At 58.1% G+C, this 18933-nt stretch carries 12 protein-coding genes; 5 read left to right on the forward strand and 7 right to left on the reverse strand.

Annotation, left to right across the window (positions count from 1 at the left end; genetic code table 11):
- Window position 1 precedes the first annotated feature (1 nt).
- A complete protein-coding gene (locus tag O2597_RS17945; RefSeq protein ID WP_269527065.1) occupies window positions 2–685 on the reverse strand; it encodes a hypothetical protein in 684 nt (227 codons plus the stop codon).
- Between the two features lie 126 nt (window positions 686–811).
- Between O2597_RS17945 and nifJ the strand changes: the two genes are divergently transcribed.
- Entirely contained in the window at window positions 812–4399 is a 3588-nt protein-coding gene (nifJ, locus tag O2597_RS17950) for a pyruvate:ferredoxin (flavodoxin) oxidoreductase (RefSeq protein WP_269527067.1), read from the forward strand.
- A gap of 36 nt (window positions 4400–4435) precedes the next feature.
- A complete protein-coding gene (locus tag O2597_RS17955; RefSeq protein ID WP_269527069.1) occupies window positions 4436–5428 on the forward strand; it encodes a dihydroorotate dehydrogenase-like protein in 993 nt (330 codons plus the stop codon).
- An 829-nt stretch (window positions 5429–6257) separates the two neighbouring features.
- Here O2597_RS17955 and O2597_RS17960 read toward each other — a convergent pair.
- From O2597_RS17960 to rnc, 3 genes are all read right to left on the reverse strand, one after another.
- A complete protein-coding gene (locus tag O2597_RS17960; RefSeq protein WP_269527071.1) occupies window positions 6258–7262 on the reverse strand; it encodes a peptidylprolyl isomerase in 1005 nt (334 codons plus the stop codon).
- A 102-nt stretch (window positions 7263–7364) separates the two neighbouring features.
- Complete coding sequence (gene mfd, locus O2597_RS17965) at window positions 7365–10742, reverse strand: transcription-repair coupling factor (RefSeq protein WP_269527073.1); 3378 nt, start codon at window positions 10740–10742, stop codon at window positions 7365–7367.
- A complete protein-coding gene (gene rnc / locus O2597_RS17970; RefSeq protein WP_269527075.1) occupies window positions 10739–11422 on the reverse strand; it encodes a ribonuclease III in 684 nt (227 codons plus the stop codon). The genes mfd and rnc overlap by 4 nt, the downstream gene beginning before the upstream one ends.
- Window positions 11423–11554: 132 nt before the next feature.
- Here rnc and O2597_RS17975 point away from each other — a divergent pair, with 132 nt between their 5' ends.
- Both O2597_RS17975 and O2597_RS17980 read left to right on the forward strand, forming a co-directional pair.
- Complete coding sequence (locus O2597_RS17975) at window positions 11555–13111, forward strand: PhoH family protein (RefSeq protein WP_269527077.1); 1557 nt, start codon at window positions 11555–11557, stop codon at window positions 13109–13111.
- Window positions 13112–13215: 104 nt separating this feature from the next.
- Window positions 13216–14469: a glycosyltransferase gene (locus O2597_RS17980; RefSeq protein ID WP_269527079.1), complete on the forward strand. Its 1254-nt coding sequence runs from the start codon at window positions 13216–13218 to the stop codon at window positions 14467–14469.
- Here O2597_RS17980 and O2597_RS17985 read toward each other — a convergent pair.
- Complete coding sequence (locus O2597_RS17985) at window positions 14466–15293, reverse strand: mechanosensitive ion channel family protein (protein ID WP_269527081.1); 828 nt, start codon at window positions 15291–15293, stop codon at window positions 14466–14468. The two genes, O2597_RS17980 and O2597_RS17985, sit on opposite strands and share 4 nt — an antisense overlap.
- A gap of 93 nt (window positions 15294–15386) precedes the next feature.
- A complete protein-coding gene (locus O2597_RS17990) occupies window positions 15387–15839 on the reverse strand; it encodes a nucleoside deaminase (protein ID WP_345783031.1) in 453 nt (150 codons plus the stop codon).
- 191 nt (window positions 15840–16030) lie between these two features.
- Here O2597_RS17990 and O2597_RS17995 point away from each other — a divergent pair, with 191 nt between their 5' ends.
- Window positions 16031–17893, forward strand: a complete 1863-nt coding sequence (locus O2597_RS17995; protein WP_269527084.1) for a hypothetical protein — start codon at window positions 16031–16033, stop codon at window positions 17891–17893.
- A 118-nt stretch (window positions 17894–18011) separates the two neighbouring features.
- On the opposite strand, the gene O2597_RS18000 is transcribed toward O2597_RS17995, so the two are convergent.
- The coding region (locus O2597_RS18000) for an SGNH/GDSL hydrolase family protein (protein WP_269527085.1) at window positions 18012–18933 on the reverse strand (922 nt) is incomplete at its 5' end.

An 18933-nucleotide genomic window follows, 5' to 3' on the forward strand; every position in this document is an offset into this window, starting at 1 on the left:
CTCAGGACGAGGCGCGGTGGCGCTCCGGCACCCATTTTGTAAATTGTGCGGCACTGCTGGTGACCAACTCGACACCCTCGGTTCGACGGAGCAAGCCGTCCACAAAGAGGACTTCGTGCAAGCGCTGCGGTTCGTAGGCGAGGGGGACCGCCCCATCCGGTGCCGCTTGCCAGCCCTTGCGCTGGGGCAGGTGAAAGCGTTGGCCACCGTAGGCCTGGAGGGTCGCATCATCCATGACGTGGCAGGCGTCGGCCATGCCCGCCTTGAACTCGACCGCATGCCAGGCGCCTTTTTTCCAGTCGGCAAAAAGCAGGGCCTCGTCCGGCGCGCGGTCCTTTTTTAGCAACTCTGCGGTCAGGGTCAGGCTGTTGTAGGCGAAACAGGGGCGGGAGGCGACACCGAGCCGGCGCCAGGTTTCAATCGCCATGGCACAAAGGCGCAGCCCCAAAACGGAACCCGGGCCCTGGCAATAGATAAAGCTCCCCAAGCCGTCGACCGACAGTTCCGCTTCCTGCAATGCGTTTTCAACCGCAGGAAAGAGTTGTTCCAGCGGAGCACCTGTGCTTATACTCTGACTTTTCCACTCCCCGTGATGCCCCAATACCCCGGCATAGACCGAGTTGCCACATCCGTCGACCACCAGTGCAGGTGCGACGCCAGGGAACTTGTTGGCAATGAAAGACATTCTCTCATGCGAAACGAAAGCATCCTCCAAAGCAAGCGGAGAGCTTATTAAAAATACCCAAATTTTTTAGCCCTCAACATAAGAATTCCTTGACGGAATTGATTTTTAACTTTAGGAAAACTTATCGTGAACACAAATTCGATTAGCGCACCTGTTCGGACTATTGACGCAACCGAGGCGGTGGCATCCGTCGCCTACCGTGCCTCAGAAGTCATCTCCATTTACCCTATCACGCCTTCCTCCGGTATGGCCGAGCTCTGCGACGAGTGGGCCTCGGCCAACAAGAAGAACATCTGGGCCGATGTTCCGGAGGTGGTGCAATTACAGTCGGAAGGCGGTGTCGCCGGCGCCCTGCACGGATCATTGCAGGTCGGCACACTGGCCACGACTTTCACGGCCTCCCAGGGCCTACTCCTGATGATCCCCAACATGTACAAGATCGCCGGGGAGCTCACACCTTTCGTCATGCACGTCAGCGCCCGGGCGCTGGCCACCCATGCACTCTCGATTTTCGGCGACCATTCCGACGTGATGGCCTGCCGTCAGACCGGTTTCGCGATGTTGGCCTCGAACTCGGTCCAGGAAGCCCAGGACCTCGCCCTGATCGCGCATGCCGCAACCTTGAAGTGCCGCGTGCCGTTCCTTCATTTCTTCGATGGTTTCCGGACCTCTCACGAAATCAACAAGATCACAACGATCGAGGATTCGGTGATCGAGGCCATGATCGACATGGATGCCGTTTCGCGTGTGCGTGCCCGCAGTCTTTCCCCCGACACACCCTCGATTCGCGGCACGGCGCAAAACCCGGACGTTTTCTTCCAGGCGCGCGAAGCCGCCAACTCCTTCTACGACGGCACGGCCGAAACGGTCGAAGCCGAAATGGCGAAGTTCGCCGAGCTGACCGGGCGCAAGTATTCGCTGTATGAATACGAAGGTCCGGAAGACGCCGAAGACGTTATCGTGATCATGGGGTCGGGCGCCGAGACCGCGGCCCAGACAGCCCAGGCCCTGAATGCGCAAGGCCGCCGCACGGGCGTCTTGAAAATCCGCCTCTACCGCCCGCTGGATGTGCGTCGTTTCCTTGCCGCCATTCCCAAGACGGTTCGCAACATCGCCGTTCTGGACCGCTGTAAGGAGCCGGGTTCCGTGGGCGAGCCGCTCTTCATCGAGACCGTCGCCGCGATCGAGGAAGGCCGCCAGTGCGGATTGCTTCCGGACTCCTTCTGCCCGCGTGTGATCGGCGGACGCTATGGTCTGGGCTCGAAGGATTTCACGCCCGCCATGGTCAAGGCGATCTACGACGAACTGCCGAAGCCGAATCCGAAGCGCCGTTTCACCGTCGGGATCATGGACGACGTGACCATGCTTTCCCTGCCAGTCGAAGAGAATGTCGACATTGAGCCGAAGGAGCAAATTCGCGCCGTTTTCTTCGGTCTCGGTTCCGACGGCACTGTGGGAGCGAACAAGAACAGCGTGAAGATCATCGGCGAAGGTACCGACAACCACGCACAGGGGTACTTCGTGTATGACTCGAAGAAGTCCGGCGGGATTACGATTTCCCACCTCCGTTTCGGCCCGCATGAAATCCGCGCGCCGTACCTCGTGCAGAAAGCCAGCTTCGTAGCCTGCCACCAGTCGCAGTTCCTCAATCAATATGATGTGTTGGACTACGCAGCCGACGGTGCGGTTTTCCTTCTGAACAGCATTTACGGCCCGGATACCATTTGGTCGAACCTCCCGAATCCGGTGCAGGAAGCGATCGTGGCCAAGAAGCTTCAGTTCTATGTGATCGACGCCTACAAGGTGGCCCGTGAAGCGGGCATGGGTGGTCGTATCAATACGATCATGCAGACCTGTTTCTTTGCGATCTCCGGCGTCCTGGAGCGCGAAGCAGCGATTGCCCAGATCAAGAAAGCGATTGAAAAGACCTACGGCAAGAAGGGCCCGGAAATCGTCCAGAAGAATTTCGCCGCCGTCGACCAGGCACTGGCTGGTCTGCATCAGGTCCAAGTACCGGACAGTGCCGGCAGTGGCTATCCCATGCCGCCGGTGGTGGCCGAGGAAGCTCCCGACTTTGTGCAGCGTGTCACCGCGATGATGCTCCAGGAAAAGGGCGATCTGCTGCCTGTCAGCGTGTTCCGTCCCGACGGGGTCTGGGCCACGGGAACCAGTAAATGGGAGAAGCGCAACATTGCCCAGGAAATCCCGATCTGGGACCCTGAAGTCTGCATCCAGTGTAACAAGTGTGTGCAGGCCTGTCCGCACGCCGCCATCCGTTCCAACTTTTACCCGATTGCCGAACTGGAGAGTGCACCGGCCTGCTTCCGTTCCAGCGATTTCCGCGTACGGGATTATCCGGGCAACAAATTCACCATCCAGGTGGCGCCGGAAGACTGCACGGGCTGTTCGCTCTGTGTGAGTGTCTGCCCCGCGAAGAACAAGAAGAATCCCCGCGACAAGGCGATCAACATGCGCTCGCATGCCGAGAACCTGGTCGAAGAACGTGAAAACTACGACTTCTTCCTGCAGCTGTCCAAGCCGGACCGCAGCAACTTGAAGGAAGACGTGAAGTTCACGCAGTTCCGCGAACCGCTCTTCGAGTACTCCGGTGCCTGTGCCGGTTGCGGTGAAACGCCTTATCTCAAGATGCTGACCCAGATCTGCGGGGACCGTCTGCTCATGGCCAACGCCACCGGTTGTTCCTCGATCTATGGCGGGAACCTGCCGACCACGCCGTACACCTGCGACGCCAACGGCCGCGGACCGGCCTGGGCCAACTCACTCTTCGAGGACAATGCCGAATTCGGCCTCGGGATGCGTGTGGCGGTGGACAAGAAGCAGGACATGGCCAAACTGATCCTCCAGCAAATGGGGGATGCGATTGATGCCGAACTGGTGGAATCCTTGCTCACGGCCGAACAGGGCGATGAAGCCGGGATCGCCGCCCAGCGCGAGCGGGTCGAAGTCCTGAAGTCCAAGCTCAAAGAGATCGATACGCCGGAGTCCAAGCGCCTGCTCGATTTGGCGGATTACTTCGTCGAGAAGTCGGTTTGGATCGTCGGTGGTGACGGTTGGGCCTACGACATCGGCTTCGGCGGATTGGATCACGTCATTGCCTCCGGCCGCAATGTAAACATCCTGGTGCTCGATACCGAAGTGTATTCGAACACCGGCGGCCAGCAAAGCAAGGCCACGCCGATCGGGGCGATCGCCAAATTCGCCGCCGCCGGCAAGCCTGCCGGCAAGAAGGACCTTGGCATGATCGCCATGAATTACGGCAACGTTTACGTCGCCCGTGTTTCGCTCGGCGCGAAGGATACGCAGACGGTCAACGCCTTCTATGAGGCGATGCGCCATCCCGGACCTTCCATTATCATCGCGTACAGCCACTGCATTGCACACGGTTTCAATCTTGCTACCGGCTTCGAACAGCAAAAGCTGGCTGTTGAGACGGGCGCATGGCCGCTCTACCGCTACGATCCGTCTCGTGCCCTACAGGGCGAGAACCCGCTCAAGCTCGATTCCCGGGCACCCAAGACGCCGCTCTACGTCTATACGGACAACGAGGCGCGCTTCCGGATGCTTAAGTTGAAGAATCCCGAGCGTGCGAAGGAACTGGGCCGTCATGCCCAGGAATTCGTCGACGAGCGCTTCGCACTCTACGAACGCATGGCGCAGCCTTATCCCAAGGCCGAGGAAGAAACCGAAGCATAGACGATTTAAAGCCGAATACCGAAACCATTAGCGATCATGAATCTGGAAACCACATACCTGGGCCTGAAACTGAAACACCCGATCATCTCCGGCGCTTCGCCGCTGCCGGACGATTTGGATAAAGTCCGCGAGTTGGAGGATGCCGGTATTGCCGCCATCACGATGTACTCGCTCTTTGAAGAGCAAATCACCCAGAACATGGTGGGGGCGGAAGCTCACATCGGGGCCTACGAGAACTCCTTTGCTGAAGCGATCTCGTTCTTCCCCGAAGCCGGCATTCTGGAGCGCGGGGTGGACAATTATGTGGAGCAACTCTCGAAGGTGAAGAGTGCGGTGGATGTACCGGTTATCGGGTCTCTGAACGGCACCCGTGAAGGTCCCTGGGTCAACTATGCCAGCCTCATTCAGGAAGCCGGCGCGGACGCTCTTGAGCTGAATCTCTACTTTCTGCCGACCGACATGGAAGAGAGTGCCGCTGCGATTGAAGACCGCTGTGTGCGCATCATCCAAGCCATCCGCGACCAGATCCGGATCCCTCTGGCAGTGAAGCTGTCGCCGTTTTACACGGCACTGCCACACTTTGCGCGTCGCCTGTCCAAGGCCGGAGCGGACAGTCTGGTTTGCTTCAACCGCTTCTACCAGCCGGATATCGATACGGATACGATCGATGTGCGTCCGTCACTCGACCTGTCGCATTCGCATGAATTACTCCTGCGCTTACGCTGGTTGGCGATGCTGAGTGAACGGGTGCCCTGTGAATTGGCTGTTTCCGGCGGCGTCCACACCGGTGTCGATGCAGTCAAGTCGATCATGAGCGGCGCCCATGCCGTGCAAGTTGTTTCCACCTTACTGATCAATGGCTGCCGCCAGGTCGGTGAAATCCTCGATGAAATGAAGAAGTGGATGGAGGAGAAGGAGTATGACTCCCTGGATACCCTCCGTGGCTGCATGAATTACTCACGCTGTCCGGATCCCGAAGCTCTCGAACGCGCCAACTACATGCGCATCCTCAAGAGCTGGCGTGCCTAATACGCGATCATCCGAAATTTGCAAAAGGGCGTGCTGCGGCACGCCTTTTTTTGTGGCTCCTCGTCAAAGACGGGGAGCTTGATTCAAGAAGCGGAGTGCGGACGCCTGCCGTGCCATGGCTTGCGGCGTACAAGCATGATTCTGCCACAAATGATTCTGCCTATAATACGGTGTTGTACGCTCGATGCCGGGGATGCACACAGAATAATTACAGACAAAATCATTCTTACAACCGTGCGGGAGAGGCAGAATCATTTTAGGCAGAATGATTTTCCAGCAACGCTGCTGCTTATTGAGCAGTGTCTCCGCGCTGCCACGCTTCGTCAGCTCTCAAAAAAGCTCCTCCTCTCTCCGAGGGGAGGTGTCCCGGCTTGCCCGGGACGGAGGGGTCCCCAGAGCAACTCCCGGTCTCCTCTCTCAAAAACTTCAGGTTTGTTCCTTCAGCGCCCAAAGGGCACCCCTTCGACAGGCTCAGGACTGGCCGCTTCAGTCACCCTGCGCTTCGCTTCGGGCAAAATGCTCCGCATTTTACCATCTCCGCGCTGCCGCGCTTCGTCAGGTTTCAGGTCTCATCCTTCAAAAACAGCCCTCATCCCTCAAAAACAGCTCCTCCTCTCTCCGAGGGGAGGCCTGTCACGGCGTATCGGAGAGAAGCCGGATGTCCCGGCTTGCCCGGGACGGAGGGGGCCCGAAAAACGCATAAAGCAGTTCCTAGCTCGTGAGCGGCGTCACTGAAACCTTACTCAGTGAGGGCCTCTATTTTGGATATGCCCACGACCACGGTGCTGATGGGGAGCGAGAGTACATCGCTCATGGAAGTCGGAGGGGGCTACATGTAGTAGCGGATGTAGGACTTGCTGCGCAGGTCGCGGATCCAGCGTTCTTGGGTCTCGCGGGCAATTTCACCGGAGAGCACTTCTTCGATGATGTCGCGGACCATACTGATGGGCTGGATCATTTCCTCGCGCTTATCTTCGGCGTAGAGGATAAAAATGGTGCCGTTGAGCTCGACCGGTTGGCTGTACTGGCCAGGTTCCAAGTCGAAGGCGATCTCGCTGAGTTCCTTACGGATATCCTGACGCTCGATCCAGCCCCAGTCACCCCCACGGCGGCTCATGTCGTCCTGGCTGTATTGGCGGGCGAGGTCTCCGAAATTCGTGCCGTTGTCCAACTCCTGCATGATTGTGCGCGCGGTCTGGCGAAGGATCGGGAGACCTTCGTCGGCAATGGAAGTGAGAATAATTTGGCGGAGGTGGACGGCCTCGTTCTGGTAAAAGCGCAGCTTGTTTCTGACGTAGAAGTCTTCGATCCGTTCGGGACTTACTTCCGATTGGGACATGCGGTTCCGCTGCCGCATGACGTTTACCACAATACGCTTGTACAGGTCAGCCCTGAAATCACGGGGGGTCAGCCCCTGGGTCTTCAGGAATTCAAGGAAGACGGCGCGGTCACCGCCGAAATCGGTTGCGATCACTTCATCATACTCCTGGTCGATGTACGACTGCGGGACCATCAAACCTTCCTTCTCGGCCGCCTTCACGATGATGATCCGGTCGATCATGTTTTGCAGGACTTCACGGCTGAGTTCCTCAATCCGTTGGTTGAATTCCTGTTGGTTCCGGGCTTCGACTCGCAGGCGGGGGATGATGGGTTCCAGTTCCTTGCGCAGTTCCTGCTGGGTAATGATCTGTCCCTCTGCAATTGCGGCAATACCGTTGCCGAGGCGGAGCAGGGCGACTTGATCGGCGCTCGGTTGTTGGGCGGGGAGCGCGGCTGCAGCAGCCAGGAAAATAGAGCTGAATAGAAAAGGCTTAAGAGTGAGGCGTCGGATCATATGCGCGCTTAGCATGAAGGAAGAAGATACGTAATCCGGCCAACCTTAGAACTGCCTCCCTCTTGGTCAAGCGGGGAAAGCGGTCTCAACGGTTTCTCATGGCTATCCCTTGCTGTGCCGTGCGAGGTAAGCTTGTATTTCCTTCAGCCGTTTGATCGGATCCTTCTGGCTGAGGCGCGGAAAGCGGGTGCCGGTTTTGAGAAAACGATCGGAGTCTTGGGCCATGCGGCACATCAGCCGTTCCCCCTCGGTTTCCACCCGTCGTACGCCCGCGGCTTCGGCCAGCACTCGGATTTCACTGACCGCGACGAGCACGCGCGCGGCCTCAGGCAGACGCCCGAAACGGTCTTCCAGTTCCTCGGCCAGGCTGCGTACGGTGGCGCGGTCCGGAGCCATGGCCAGCCGCCGGTAGAAATCGATACGGAGCCGTGGTTCCGCCATATAGTCGGCGGGCAGGGCGGCTTCCACCACACTGGCCCGGTTGCTGTATTCGGCCTCCTTGATGGCGGCGAAGCTGGCAGTCCCGGTCGTGCGGCGCGAACTGCCGCCGCCTTCTCCGGTTGCGATAAAGTCGAGTTTGACCTCTGCCCGGATACGGTCGGAGCCGGGCTCCCCCTTGAGTCGAGCCACGCTCTGCTTGAGCAACTGGCAATAGAGCTCGAAGCCCACACCGGCGATGTGGCCGCTTTGCTGCGATCCCAGTAGGTTGCCGGCCCCGCGAAGCTCCAAGTCGCGCATGGCGATGCGAAAGCCGGCTCCGAGCTGGTTGTGCTGCTTGAGGGCATTGAGACGCTTCTGGGCCTGGTCCACCAACGCGGCATGACGGTGCAGGAGCAAATAGGCATAAGCCTGTTTGTTAAAACGACCGACACGTCCGCGGATCTGATAGAGTTGCGAGAGCCCGAAGCGGTCGGCTCCTTCGATGATCAGGGTATTGCAATTCGGAATGTCGATGCCGGACTCAATGATCGTGGTACAGACGAGTACGTCGTAGTCGCCGGCCACGAACTTGGTCATGATTCGCTCCAACTGGCCTTCCTCCATCTGTCCGTGGCCGACTGCGATACGAAGTCGAGGATGCATCGCTTCGATCTTGGAGGCAACCCCTTCGATGGTGGAAACCCGGTTGTGCAGGTAAAAAACCTGTCCGCCCCGATCGACCTCCGACTGGATCGCACTTTTGATCAGACTTTCGTCATAGCTGCGGACGATTGTCTCGATTGGCCGACGGTCTACCGGCGGGGTCTCGATCACGCTCATCGCACGCGCGCCGGCGAGGGCGAGGTAGAGCGTCCGCGGGATCGGGGTCGCGCTGAGGGTGAGGATGTCGACATCGGCACGCAATTGCTTGATGCGCTCCTTTTGGCGCACGCCGAACCGTTGTTCCTCATCGACGACGAGGAGGCCGAGATTGTTGAAATGGACGTCTTTGCTCAGTAGGCGGTGGGTGCCGATCACGATATCGATGCGTCCTTCCGCCAGGTTGGAGAGGATCTGCTTGTTCTGGCCGGAGCTGCGGAACCGGCTGACCATGTCGATGATGATCGGGAACTGGACCATCCGCTCGCGGAAGGTATTGAAATGCTGCTGGCAGAGCACAGTCGTCGGGACCAGCACGGCGACCTGCTTGCCCGCGAGAACGGCCTTGAGGGCGGCGCGAATGGCCACCTCGGTCTTCCCGAATCCGACGTCGCCGCAAATGAGCCGGTCCATGGGTTCCGCTTTCTCCATGTCTGCCTTGGCCGCGTCGATCGCATGTTGCTGATCCGGCGTTTCCTGATATGGGAATGCGTCTTCGAAGGCCTTTTGCCAGGCATGGTCGGGAGGGAAGGCATAGCCACCGCCCTGACTGCGTTTGGCGTGAAGATTGAGCATTTCCGCGGCGAAATCGAGGGTCGCGACTTCGGCTGCGCGGCGCGTTTTTTCCCAGGCGGCGCCGCCGATTTTGCCGAGTTTGGGAGCCGCCTTGGTCAGGCCGACATAGCGTGTGAGCAGGTGGGATTCATGTAACGGCACATGTATCGTCATCTGTTCGGCAAACTCGACAGAGATGACTTCCTTACTACCACCCTCGATGTCGAGCTTACTGAGACCGCGGAAGAGGCAGACGCCATGCTGTAGGTGCACGAGCGGATCGCCGTCCGCAAGTTCGGTAAAGTCCAGTAGCTGGTCAATCTGGGAGATGCTGGGGCGGGCCCGCTCTTCAGGGGCTTTGAGCCGTTTGCGGCGCTGGCCGAAGTATTCATTGTCGGTGATCAGGACGACACCCCGCTTGCCCTTGGTGGGAAAGCCGTTTTCCCGGAGTATGAAACCGGATGCGATTCCGGCTTCGCGATATTGGAGAGAAAGGCGGGCGGTGGCCGGATTATCGGCCAGAAGTTCCGCGATTCGCGCACTCTCATTGGTTCCAGCAGTGAAAAAACAGACCTGCAGTTGATCCTTTCCCGCCCAGTCGGCGATCTGCATCTCAAACTTGTGCCGTGCGCCCTGTTCTGACTCGAAGCGATCGAAGCCGACCGAAGCGGCTTCGGGGTGGACGCGGTAGTTTTCCACGGCTTCCGTCTGCAATCCGGTCCGTGTGGCTCCCTTGAAGGGCTGCGGATCCGTATCGATCTCGCACAGTCCGGTCGTGCGGTCCCCCATGTTCTGACGGGCGTGCATGGCCTGCAGCCAGGTCCGCAGACATCCTGGGGGCGCAGACGTATCGAAGCGGTAGGGGTGATCCCTGTTCAGTCTGGACGGATCATCAAGTATCCAAAGTACGGGCGAGGGAGGGAGAAATGCGATAAATGCGCCCTCGGACTGTGTCTTGCCTCCCTCGCTGCCGCGTGCGGCCGCGATTGTGAGTGTGTGGACTGATTCAAGGGTGCGTTGGGTCGTCGGATCGTAGCTGCGGATGCTCTCGATTTCATCACCGAAAAAATCGATACGATAGGGCTGTTTGGCGTCGACCGGGTAAATGTCGAGCAAGCCCCCGCGGGTAGCCAGCTGGCCGGGGTGCTCGCAGAGTGCCTCTGAGTCATAATCAAAGCCCGAGGTCAGTTGCTCTACCAGTGGGCCGAAGGGGTATTCCCCACCTGCGCGCAACTCCATGCGATCGGCTTCAAACTGGCTGCGCAGGGGGCATTCGCCCAAAAGCGCTTCAGGGGTGCAAACGATAATCCGGGATGCCTCGGGCGCTAACAGTATCCGGCTCAATACGGAAAGGCGCTCACAGATCCGGTCGTTGCGCCGCTGGGTATCGATGTCCGGGGGCGGGCGCTCCGGGAAATGGAGGATTTGAAGCCGGTCGCCGGCTTCAAACCATTCCGCATAGACCTTGGCCTCTGCGGCCAGTTCAATGGCCCGGCGCGGGTCCGCGACCAGCAACAGGCTGGTCCGGCAGTTTTCCGACAGCGCGGCACGGACGGCGACCGCAGCGCGCGCCTCGTTGCATACCCCGTGCAGTAAACGGGCTTCTGCTGTTCGCCGACCACTCACCGGTCCAGGAGCTGTTCAAGCGTGGCTTCCGCCGCACTGGTTTCCGCCGCCTTCTTGGAACTGCCGGAACCGGAGGCGAGCTTTTGGTCGCCGATAAAAACAGTGACCGTGTAGCTTTTCGCGTGATCCGGACCCTCTTCCGCAGTCAAGACGTACTCGGGGGTCAGTCCGGCGTGTTCCCGCTGTGACCACTCCTGCAGCCTGCCTTTAGGGTTGGCTCGGTCGGACACTTGCTCGGCCTGTTCAATCTCGGCTTGAAGCTGATGTCGCACCCAGGAGCGGACAGAATCGATCCCTCCATCGAGGTAAATGGCAGCCACGAGCGCCTCGAAGGCGTCTTCCAGCATCGCGTCCGAGGGCTCCGGCAGATGCTCCTTCTGGGCGTCGCTCACGATCAGGCCACGGTCGAGGCCCAACTCGCGGGCTTTGGCGGCGAGGGCGCTCCCGTTCACCAAGCCGGCCCGCATGCGATCCAAGGCGCCTTCCGGCTTGTCCGGATGCATGTGGTAGAGGAAATCGGCCACCAACATGCCGAGGACGGAGTCACCTAGGAATTCAAGCCTTTGATAATTAACGACATCCCCTTCTGTGCTGGGGTGGGTCAGGGCGCTTTCGAGTAAAGTGGAGTCCCGAAACTCGTAGCCGATTGCCTGAAGGAGGGTGGAATGAATGCGGCTCATATGGGAAATAAATAATCTCGGCTTCTTTCCTGCTTGCGCAAGCAGAGTCTGACGTCTTAAAGCCTACGGATATAAAATATTCTTCGGTTGCAAATACCGAATCCAGTTAAAGTTGTCATTCCTACACGACCCTTGCCGAAACAAAAAACGAAAAAAAACAAGGCGAAGATCTTCGTTCTAGATACGAACGTTCTGCTGCACGACCCACAATGCCTGCAAAAATTCGAGGACAATACCCTGGCGATTCCCGTCGAAGTCCTCGAAGAGCTTGACCGGAAGAAATCCGCCCCCGGTGAGCTCGGATTCGCAGCCCGAAAAATACACCGCGACCTGCGGGCCCTGTTCGATCATGACTTGTCCGTTCCCCCGGAGCTCAAGGGCAAGGGGAGTTCTGCGCTGAGCCGCGACCTGCCGACCGGCGGACGGCTGATCGTCGTGATCAACGACTACATCGTCGACGGCGACGAAGAGAGCGAGGGCATCAAACGCCTGCAGGCCACCTTGGTGGACATGGACAAGATGGACAGCCGGATTCTCGCCTCGGTCGTCTTCCTGCGCGAAGTCTGTCCGGAGTGCCGGGTCATCCTGGTCACGAAGGATGCGAACATGGCGCTGAAGGGCATCGCCCTCGGCCTGGAAGTCCAGGACTACATGAACGACAAGGTGAGCACCGCCAAGATGGGAGGCGGGTGCAAGACCATCAAGCTCGACGATACCGAGTACGAGCGATTCCTGGAGGAACACGGGGTCGATCTTTCCCCGGACCAGACCAGCCATTTATTCATCAACGAATACGTCTACATCACGAACAGCAGTGGTGAGTTTCGCGAGCCTGCGCGCTACCGTGGCGACGGCCAGTTCGAAGGGCTGATTCTGGGGTCCGATGTCGGGATCCGGATTCCGAAAGGCATCCGGATCCATCCCCTTAATGATGAGCAGCGCATGCTGATGGACGCCTTGCTCGACGAGGACATCAAGTTGATTACATGCTGCGGCAAGGCCGGTACCGGCAAGACCCTGGTGACGATCGCGATGGCGCTCTACCAGACACTGGGCGAGGACAACTTGTACGAACGTGTCTTCATCACCCGTCCGCTGGTGCACATCGGCAAGGATACCGGAGCTTTACCGGGGACGTTGGAGGAGAAGCTGGCTCCCTACATTGCGCCTTTCTACGACAATTTGGAGGTACTTTTCAGCAACCGCATGGTTACCAAGTCGCCGGAACCGCATCCGGAACAAGCCAAGCTCGACCGGATCACATCGAACCGCAAACGGAAGAAGGCGATGGCACGACTGGCGAAGCAGCCAAAGCCGCAGGAGGCGGAGGAGGAAGAGCTGAACAAGCCGCGGAAGCCGTACCAGTTCCTTTTCGACTATGGGATTGTCGAAGTCGAGGCGATGACCTTCATCCGCGGCCGCTCGCTTTCGAATACTATCTTCGTGATCGACGAAGCCCAGAATCTCACGCCGCATGAGGCGAAGACGGTGGTTAGTCGCATGGCCGAAGGGTCCAAGGTCATCCTGTTGGGAGATCCCTACCAAGTGGACAGCATGTTCCTCGATGCGACTTCCAACGGCTTGGTGCACACCGCCCAGCGCCTGAAAGGAACCGAGATTACCGCGCATTTGGAGCTCACCACCGGGGTTCGTTCCGAACTGGCCGACCTCGCGGCAGACCTGCTCTAGCGCTCGATCGGCCGATTGTAACAAGTTGGTGACGGCGCGCTCGGGACTCGCTTTTGGCGGGGCTCCGCGTTCTTTGTGGACCGAATTCACGATTACCGGTCCCTATGCGATGCTTGCTTACTTCACACGGCTCTACGGGTGATATCTACCCGGTCATTCGTCTGGGGCGCGCCCTGGTCGAAGCCGGCCATACCGTGCGCTTTGCCACGGTTTCATTGTTCCGGGAGGAAATCGAGTCGGCCGGTATCGAATATGTGTACCTGCCGCCCGACTGGGACCAGACTGGTTTCGCAGAGGCGATGCGTGATCTGACGAAGGCGAAGAATCCCGTCGACCTGATACGTATCATCTACTCGGAGTCATTGCCCTTTCTGGAGGAAATTCTCACGACCCTGGATCGTGAACTCGAATGGGCCGATGTATTTGTCAGCAGCTATGTCTTTTCCAGTCTGTGCCAACTCGCCAAGAAGCGGGGGATTCCGACGGCCATCACGACTTTTGCCCACAACGCCGTGCCTTCGCGCAGCTATCCACCCGAGGGGGTGCCCCGCATGCTGGCATTTCCGCCCTTTCTGCGCCGCCGATGGAATGCCATGATCTGGCGCATGGCGGACCGGATTTTCTGCTGGAAGATCAACCAGGTTGTGGGCGAAGCCCTTACGCGCTACGGGATGGAACGTGCCGACAGCTTCCTGCTGGAGCCGGCCGACAAGGTGATCGTTACTGTTTCGCCAGAGTTGTTTCGTCCGAAGCACCTATGGACGGAGCGTTTCAAATTCACTGGACACCTGCGCTGGCAGTCACCCGAGGACCCGGCTCTGAATGCTGAGTTGGACGTGTTCTGCGGCGGCGAAACTGTGCCAATCCTGACCTTTGGAAGTGTGACTTTTGACGAAGCGCGTAAAGTCATGACCCGCTTCATGCGGAACTGGCCGATGGGGAAGAAGATTATCATCCAATCCGGTTGGGCCGGTCTCACGATCGAACGCCCCCGGAGGGAGATGAAATGCATCGGCCGTGTCTCCCACGACCAGCTCTTTCAGTACGGCTCCATGGTCATTCATCACGGGGGAGCCGGTACGACTGCGAGCGTATTACATGCCGGCATCCCGCAGATCATTATCCCGCACATTGGCGATCAATGGTTTTTTGCCGGAGAGGTGAAGCGTTTGGGAGTCGGGCTGGAGGTCAAGCGGGCCAAATGGCCGGAGGAACTGCCCAAGGCGGTTCGTTCCGTCGAAAAAAACCGAAAGATGCCCAAACGGGCCGCCAAAGTTGCGAAACTGCTGGCCAGAGAGGACGGCCCTGGCAATGCGGTGCGCGAATTGGAAGGCTTACTGTCGGCAGTGCGCGCTTAGTCCTCTTCCCGGAAAAGGTGCACATCGCGCTGCGGGAACGGGATGGTAATGCCTTCTTCGTCGAAACGGATACGTATCCGCTCCTGCAGATCAAAAAAGAGAGGCCAGTAGTCGGCAACCTTAACCCAGGGGCGGACCGCGAAATTGAGGCTACTGTCGCCCATTTCCATCAAGCCGATAGTGGGTTTGGGCTCGGGAAGGATACGAGGTTCGTTATCAAGAATGTCCTGCAGCACCGCTTTCACCTTGAGGATGTCGTCCCCATAGCTTACCCCGGCGACGAGGTCGAGGCGGCGGGTGCCTTTGGCCGAGTAGTTTTCAATCAATCCGCTGGTCGCCACTGAGTTCGGGATGATCTGTGTACGGTTATCCAGTGTCACCAGCGTTGTGGTGAAAATGTGGATTTCTTCCACTATGCCTTCGCCGCTACCGGCGACCACATAGTCTCCAACCCGATAGGGCTTGAAAATGATGATGAGGACCCCGGACGCGAAATTGGAGAGGGAACCTTGCAGGGCCAAACCGACCGCGAGTCCGGCGGCACCGAGAATCGCGACAAAGGAGGCTGTCTGCACCCCGAGTTGCCCGAGCGCGGCGATCACGACCAAGGTCAGCAGGAGCGCATGCGTCAAACCACAGGAAAAACCAACCAGTGAAGGCTCGACTTTCCGTTTTTCCAGTGCCGATCGCAGCGCCTTCATGATGAGCCCGACACAGTAGCGCCCGATAAAGAATATAGCCAGTGCCGCAAGCACCCTGAGGCTGTATGTCGAGAGTAACTCGGTGATGGTCTGCAGAATTTGGTCTATGTCGATATCTCCCATGGTACTACTGTTTTGAAGCCAGTTGATTTATCAGCAAGTTTTATTCTGTTGAAAGTACAGTCCTTACGCATGCCAGCCGGATCCGGCAGTCTTTTAGGAGTCTGTCTCCCCGATGTCTTCCAACCATAGTTCCGGCCGTTTCTCAATGAAGTCTTTCATAAGCTGTTTGCACGCAGCATCGTCCAGTACGGAAAGGTCGACTCCCCGTTCTTGCAAGAGTGATTCCTCTCCCATGAAACTGGCATTCTCCCCGATGACGACCCGCGGGATTTTGTAGAGCAGAATGGCCCCCGAGCACATGGCACAAGGGGAGAGAGTCGTATAAAGCGTCGCCCTTTGGTAGTCCTTCGCGCTGATCCGGCCAGCCTGTTCCAGTGCGTGCATTTCCGCATGCAGGACCGCGCTACCTTTTTGTATGCGCTGGTTATGACCCCGTCCGACGACTTTGCCGTCGATGACTAGTACCGAGCCGATGGGGATGCCACCTTCGGACAAGCCGGCTTGAGCTTCTTCAAGTGCGAGTTGCATGTACTCGGAATCGTTCATGGTCATCGTAGGCGGGGGTTGAATTGCGTTAAAAGGATAAGTTTCATTTGAGCTTTGCCGATTGACAGATTCTGGCACAATCGGCGGCATAGGAACGCGTGCCTGCCATCAAACACCTCGCTTTACCATTTGTTCTCATCCTCGGCATTGTGCTTGGTTGGGTCTTGGGGACACAGAGCCGTGATAAAGCCATGTCTGTGCCAGAAAGCCCGGTCGGCGTCAGTTTGAATGGCACCGGCCGGACTGACGGTCCAGCTTCGGACGGCCAAGTACCGGATGAAACTTCGGAAATTGGTGGCATTTTGGGGCTCGCAGGAACAGATCCGGGCCGTTTGACAATCGAGCAGAAGCTCGAGCGTATCGACATGTTGAAGCGCTCGCCGTCCCTGTCCAGCACTATTGCCATGCTGGACGTGGTCGCATCGATGTCAGAGTCGGAGGTCCACAAAGCTTTGCAGGACATGGGCGAGCGGGGCATGGGGAGCCTGCAGGACTATATGTTTCCCTATCATTTGTTTACTGCTTGGGTGGAAATGAATCCGAAGGCCGCCTATGCCTATTACGAAAACGAGGCGAGTCCGTCACAGAAACAGATGTATGCGACTTCCTTGTTTTCGGCTTGGGCGGTGACCGACCTGGATGCCGCAATGACTGCGGCCGAAGGCATTCAAAATGAACAGCAACAGGCGATGGCCATTTCTGCTGTTGCGATGTCACTTGCCGGGCGCGATCCGAACGCGGCCTTCGAACTCCTCCAAGGACGCGAGAACATTAAACCTTGGAACTACACGACCGTCTTCATGCTATGGGCGGCCCAGGATCTGGATGCAGCCATCGCAAGGTTCCAAAGCCTGCCACTTGGAGACATCCGCCGGGATGCACTTGCCGGCGTGATGAACGGATTGGCTCATTCAAACGTCGAGCGGGCAGCTCAGATGGCAATGAGTTTCGAGGCAGGGGAGGAGCGGGACAATGCGCTTAGTTTGGTCATTAACCGCTGGTTCAACTACGATTTTGAGGGTGCGGTGCAGTTTATAAACGGCTTGGAAGAAGGAGCCGATAAGAATAAAATCCTCAGTAGTGCGGTCTGGGCGATGTCCCGGCAGGACCCCGAACAGGCATTGGAATTTGTCCAGGCGAATATGAGCGGGCGCGCCCGGGACGATGCAATCACTACCGTTTTCCGTCAGATGGCAAATGACGCTCCGGCACGAGCGGCCGAACTTGTCTCGGAACTGCCCTATGGTCGGGTCTATTCGCAATCAGTTCAGAATATTGCCCAGCAATGGTCGGGGCGTGACCCGGTCGCGGCGATCGAATGGGTGAATACGCTTCCGGCGGGGGAAGAACAGGAACGCGCACTTCGTACATCACTCAGGAATTTTGCCATGTATCAACCGGCGGAGGCCAAGGTCTACCTATTAAATATGCCAGAGGGGAAAGATCGAAACACTTTGACGTCCGCGATCGGAGGGAAATTATCCGAGGCCGATCCGGAGGCAGCAGCGGTCTGGGCGCAGTCGCTGACGGATGCGGAACTCTCCGGCACTGCGATGAACAGTGTGATCAAGACCTGGGCTTTCCGCGATCCGGCGGCGCTTCTCGGTTTCCTGGAGGCGAACGGCACAGAAGCACAAATTTCGGAGAATGCATCCAGCATCGCGGAAGCATGGGCACGGAAGGACTTGAAATCTGCTGCGGAATGGGCACTCACGCTCGATGCGGAATCACGCAGAGATGCGGTTGCCCAGGTTGCGAAAGAATGGCTTGAGCATAACACGGAAGAAGCTTCGGTCTGGATCTCCGAGCTTGATGTCGGTCCGGCCAAGGACCAAGCTATTCGTGGGCTGGTAAACAAGGTTTACCGCTCGGATGCTTCGGCGGCGTTTGCCTGGGCTGTCACAATTGACAATCAACAGCAACGCGAACGCAGTACCCGTCAAACCATCAGCGAACTCAAGCGGAATGGGCGCGAAGAGGAGGCCATCAAGCTGATACGGCGGAGTGACTTGGCCGATGCGGAGAAAGAAAAACTATTGGAATACCTGGATTGATTCTTGGTGGGGCAAGATCCGGGATATGAGATACGGGAGCACATGTGGTACTCAGGTTGATTCGCCCTGCGCTTGAGCCGAAGCGGGATGTGAATGCGATGTGAAGCCGCATCCCATCTCACTGCGAACGGACCGTGCGGAAAAAGCCCGACTTCAAGCCGGGGGCAGGGACGGTCTCGGTGTAGGCCGGAACCCCATCGAGGATCACCCCTGTGTTCATTTGGTCGAGTCTTTCTCCGCTTTGAATCGTGTACTCGACCCAAGGGTTGGCAAACCAGGTCTGTCGTAGTTCCCCGTCGCTGTTAATAGACCAGGAGATGATCTCGATGGGGGCCGCTTCATCCATCAATGCCTGGGATGCGGCGGCCAGAAAGGCATGGCTTCGGGTGGTCGGATGGATGTCGTCCCAGAAGGCGTAGGTATCCGGATCCGCTCCGTCATTTTCTTTCAAGGGGTCCGTTACGTTTACAAGACCGAAGTCCGTCTGGTACGCGAGCATATGGTCGAAGATAAAGAAGACGTCGAGCTGCTCGATGCGGATGTTCAGCTCGTCTTCGAGTGCATTCAGCTCATCGCCCAGCGCCGCGTTATAGGCAAGTGTGGCTGCGGTTCGCGCGGCGGCAAGGGAAGGATCGGAGAGTACCTCCGGCACTGCGCCGAGGTCGGGCAGGTTCGGAACAATGAAATGATCCACCCCCAAGTTGCTTAATTGAGTGATAAAGTCTCCCACCTCGGCAGCCAGGCCCGCGGTGTTCAGATATGGGTTGTCGCGGATGTCATTGCCACCGATCCAGACCGCGCAGAGGTCGCCGCTCTGCCACTGGTAGCGGGACTGGTAACGCGTGAGTTGGGATTGTAAATCACTAACTGTACTCGCTGCGACTGCGAGATTCAGCCCGGTGAGTCCGAGGAATGAGCCGGCCCCGTAAAGTTGGACAGGTTGCTTCACCGAGGTTAAGTAAAGCAACCAATGAAAAAGAGACGAAAGTTCACATCCGAGTTCAAAAGCAAGGTAGCGCTGGAGGCGCTGCGGGAACAGC

The organism is Coraliomargarita parva (assembly GCF_027257905.1).
Classification (GTDB): Bacteria; Verrucomicrobiota; Verrucomicrobiia; order Opitutales; family Coraliomargaritaceae; genus Coraliomargarita_A; species Coraliomargarita_A parva.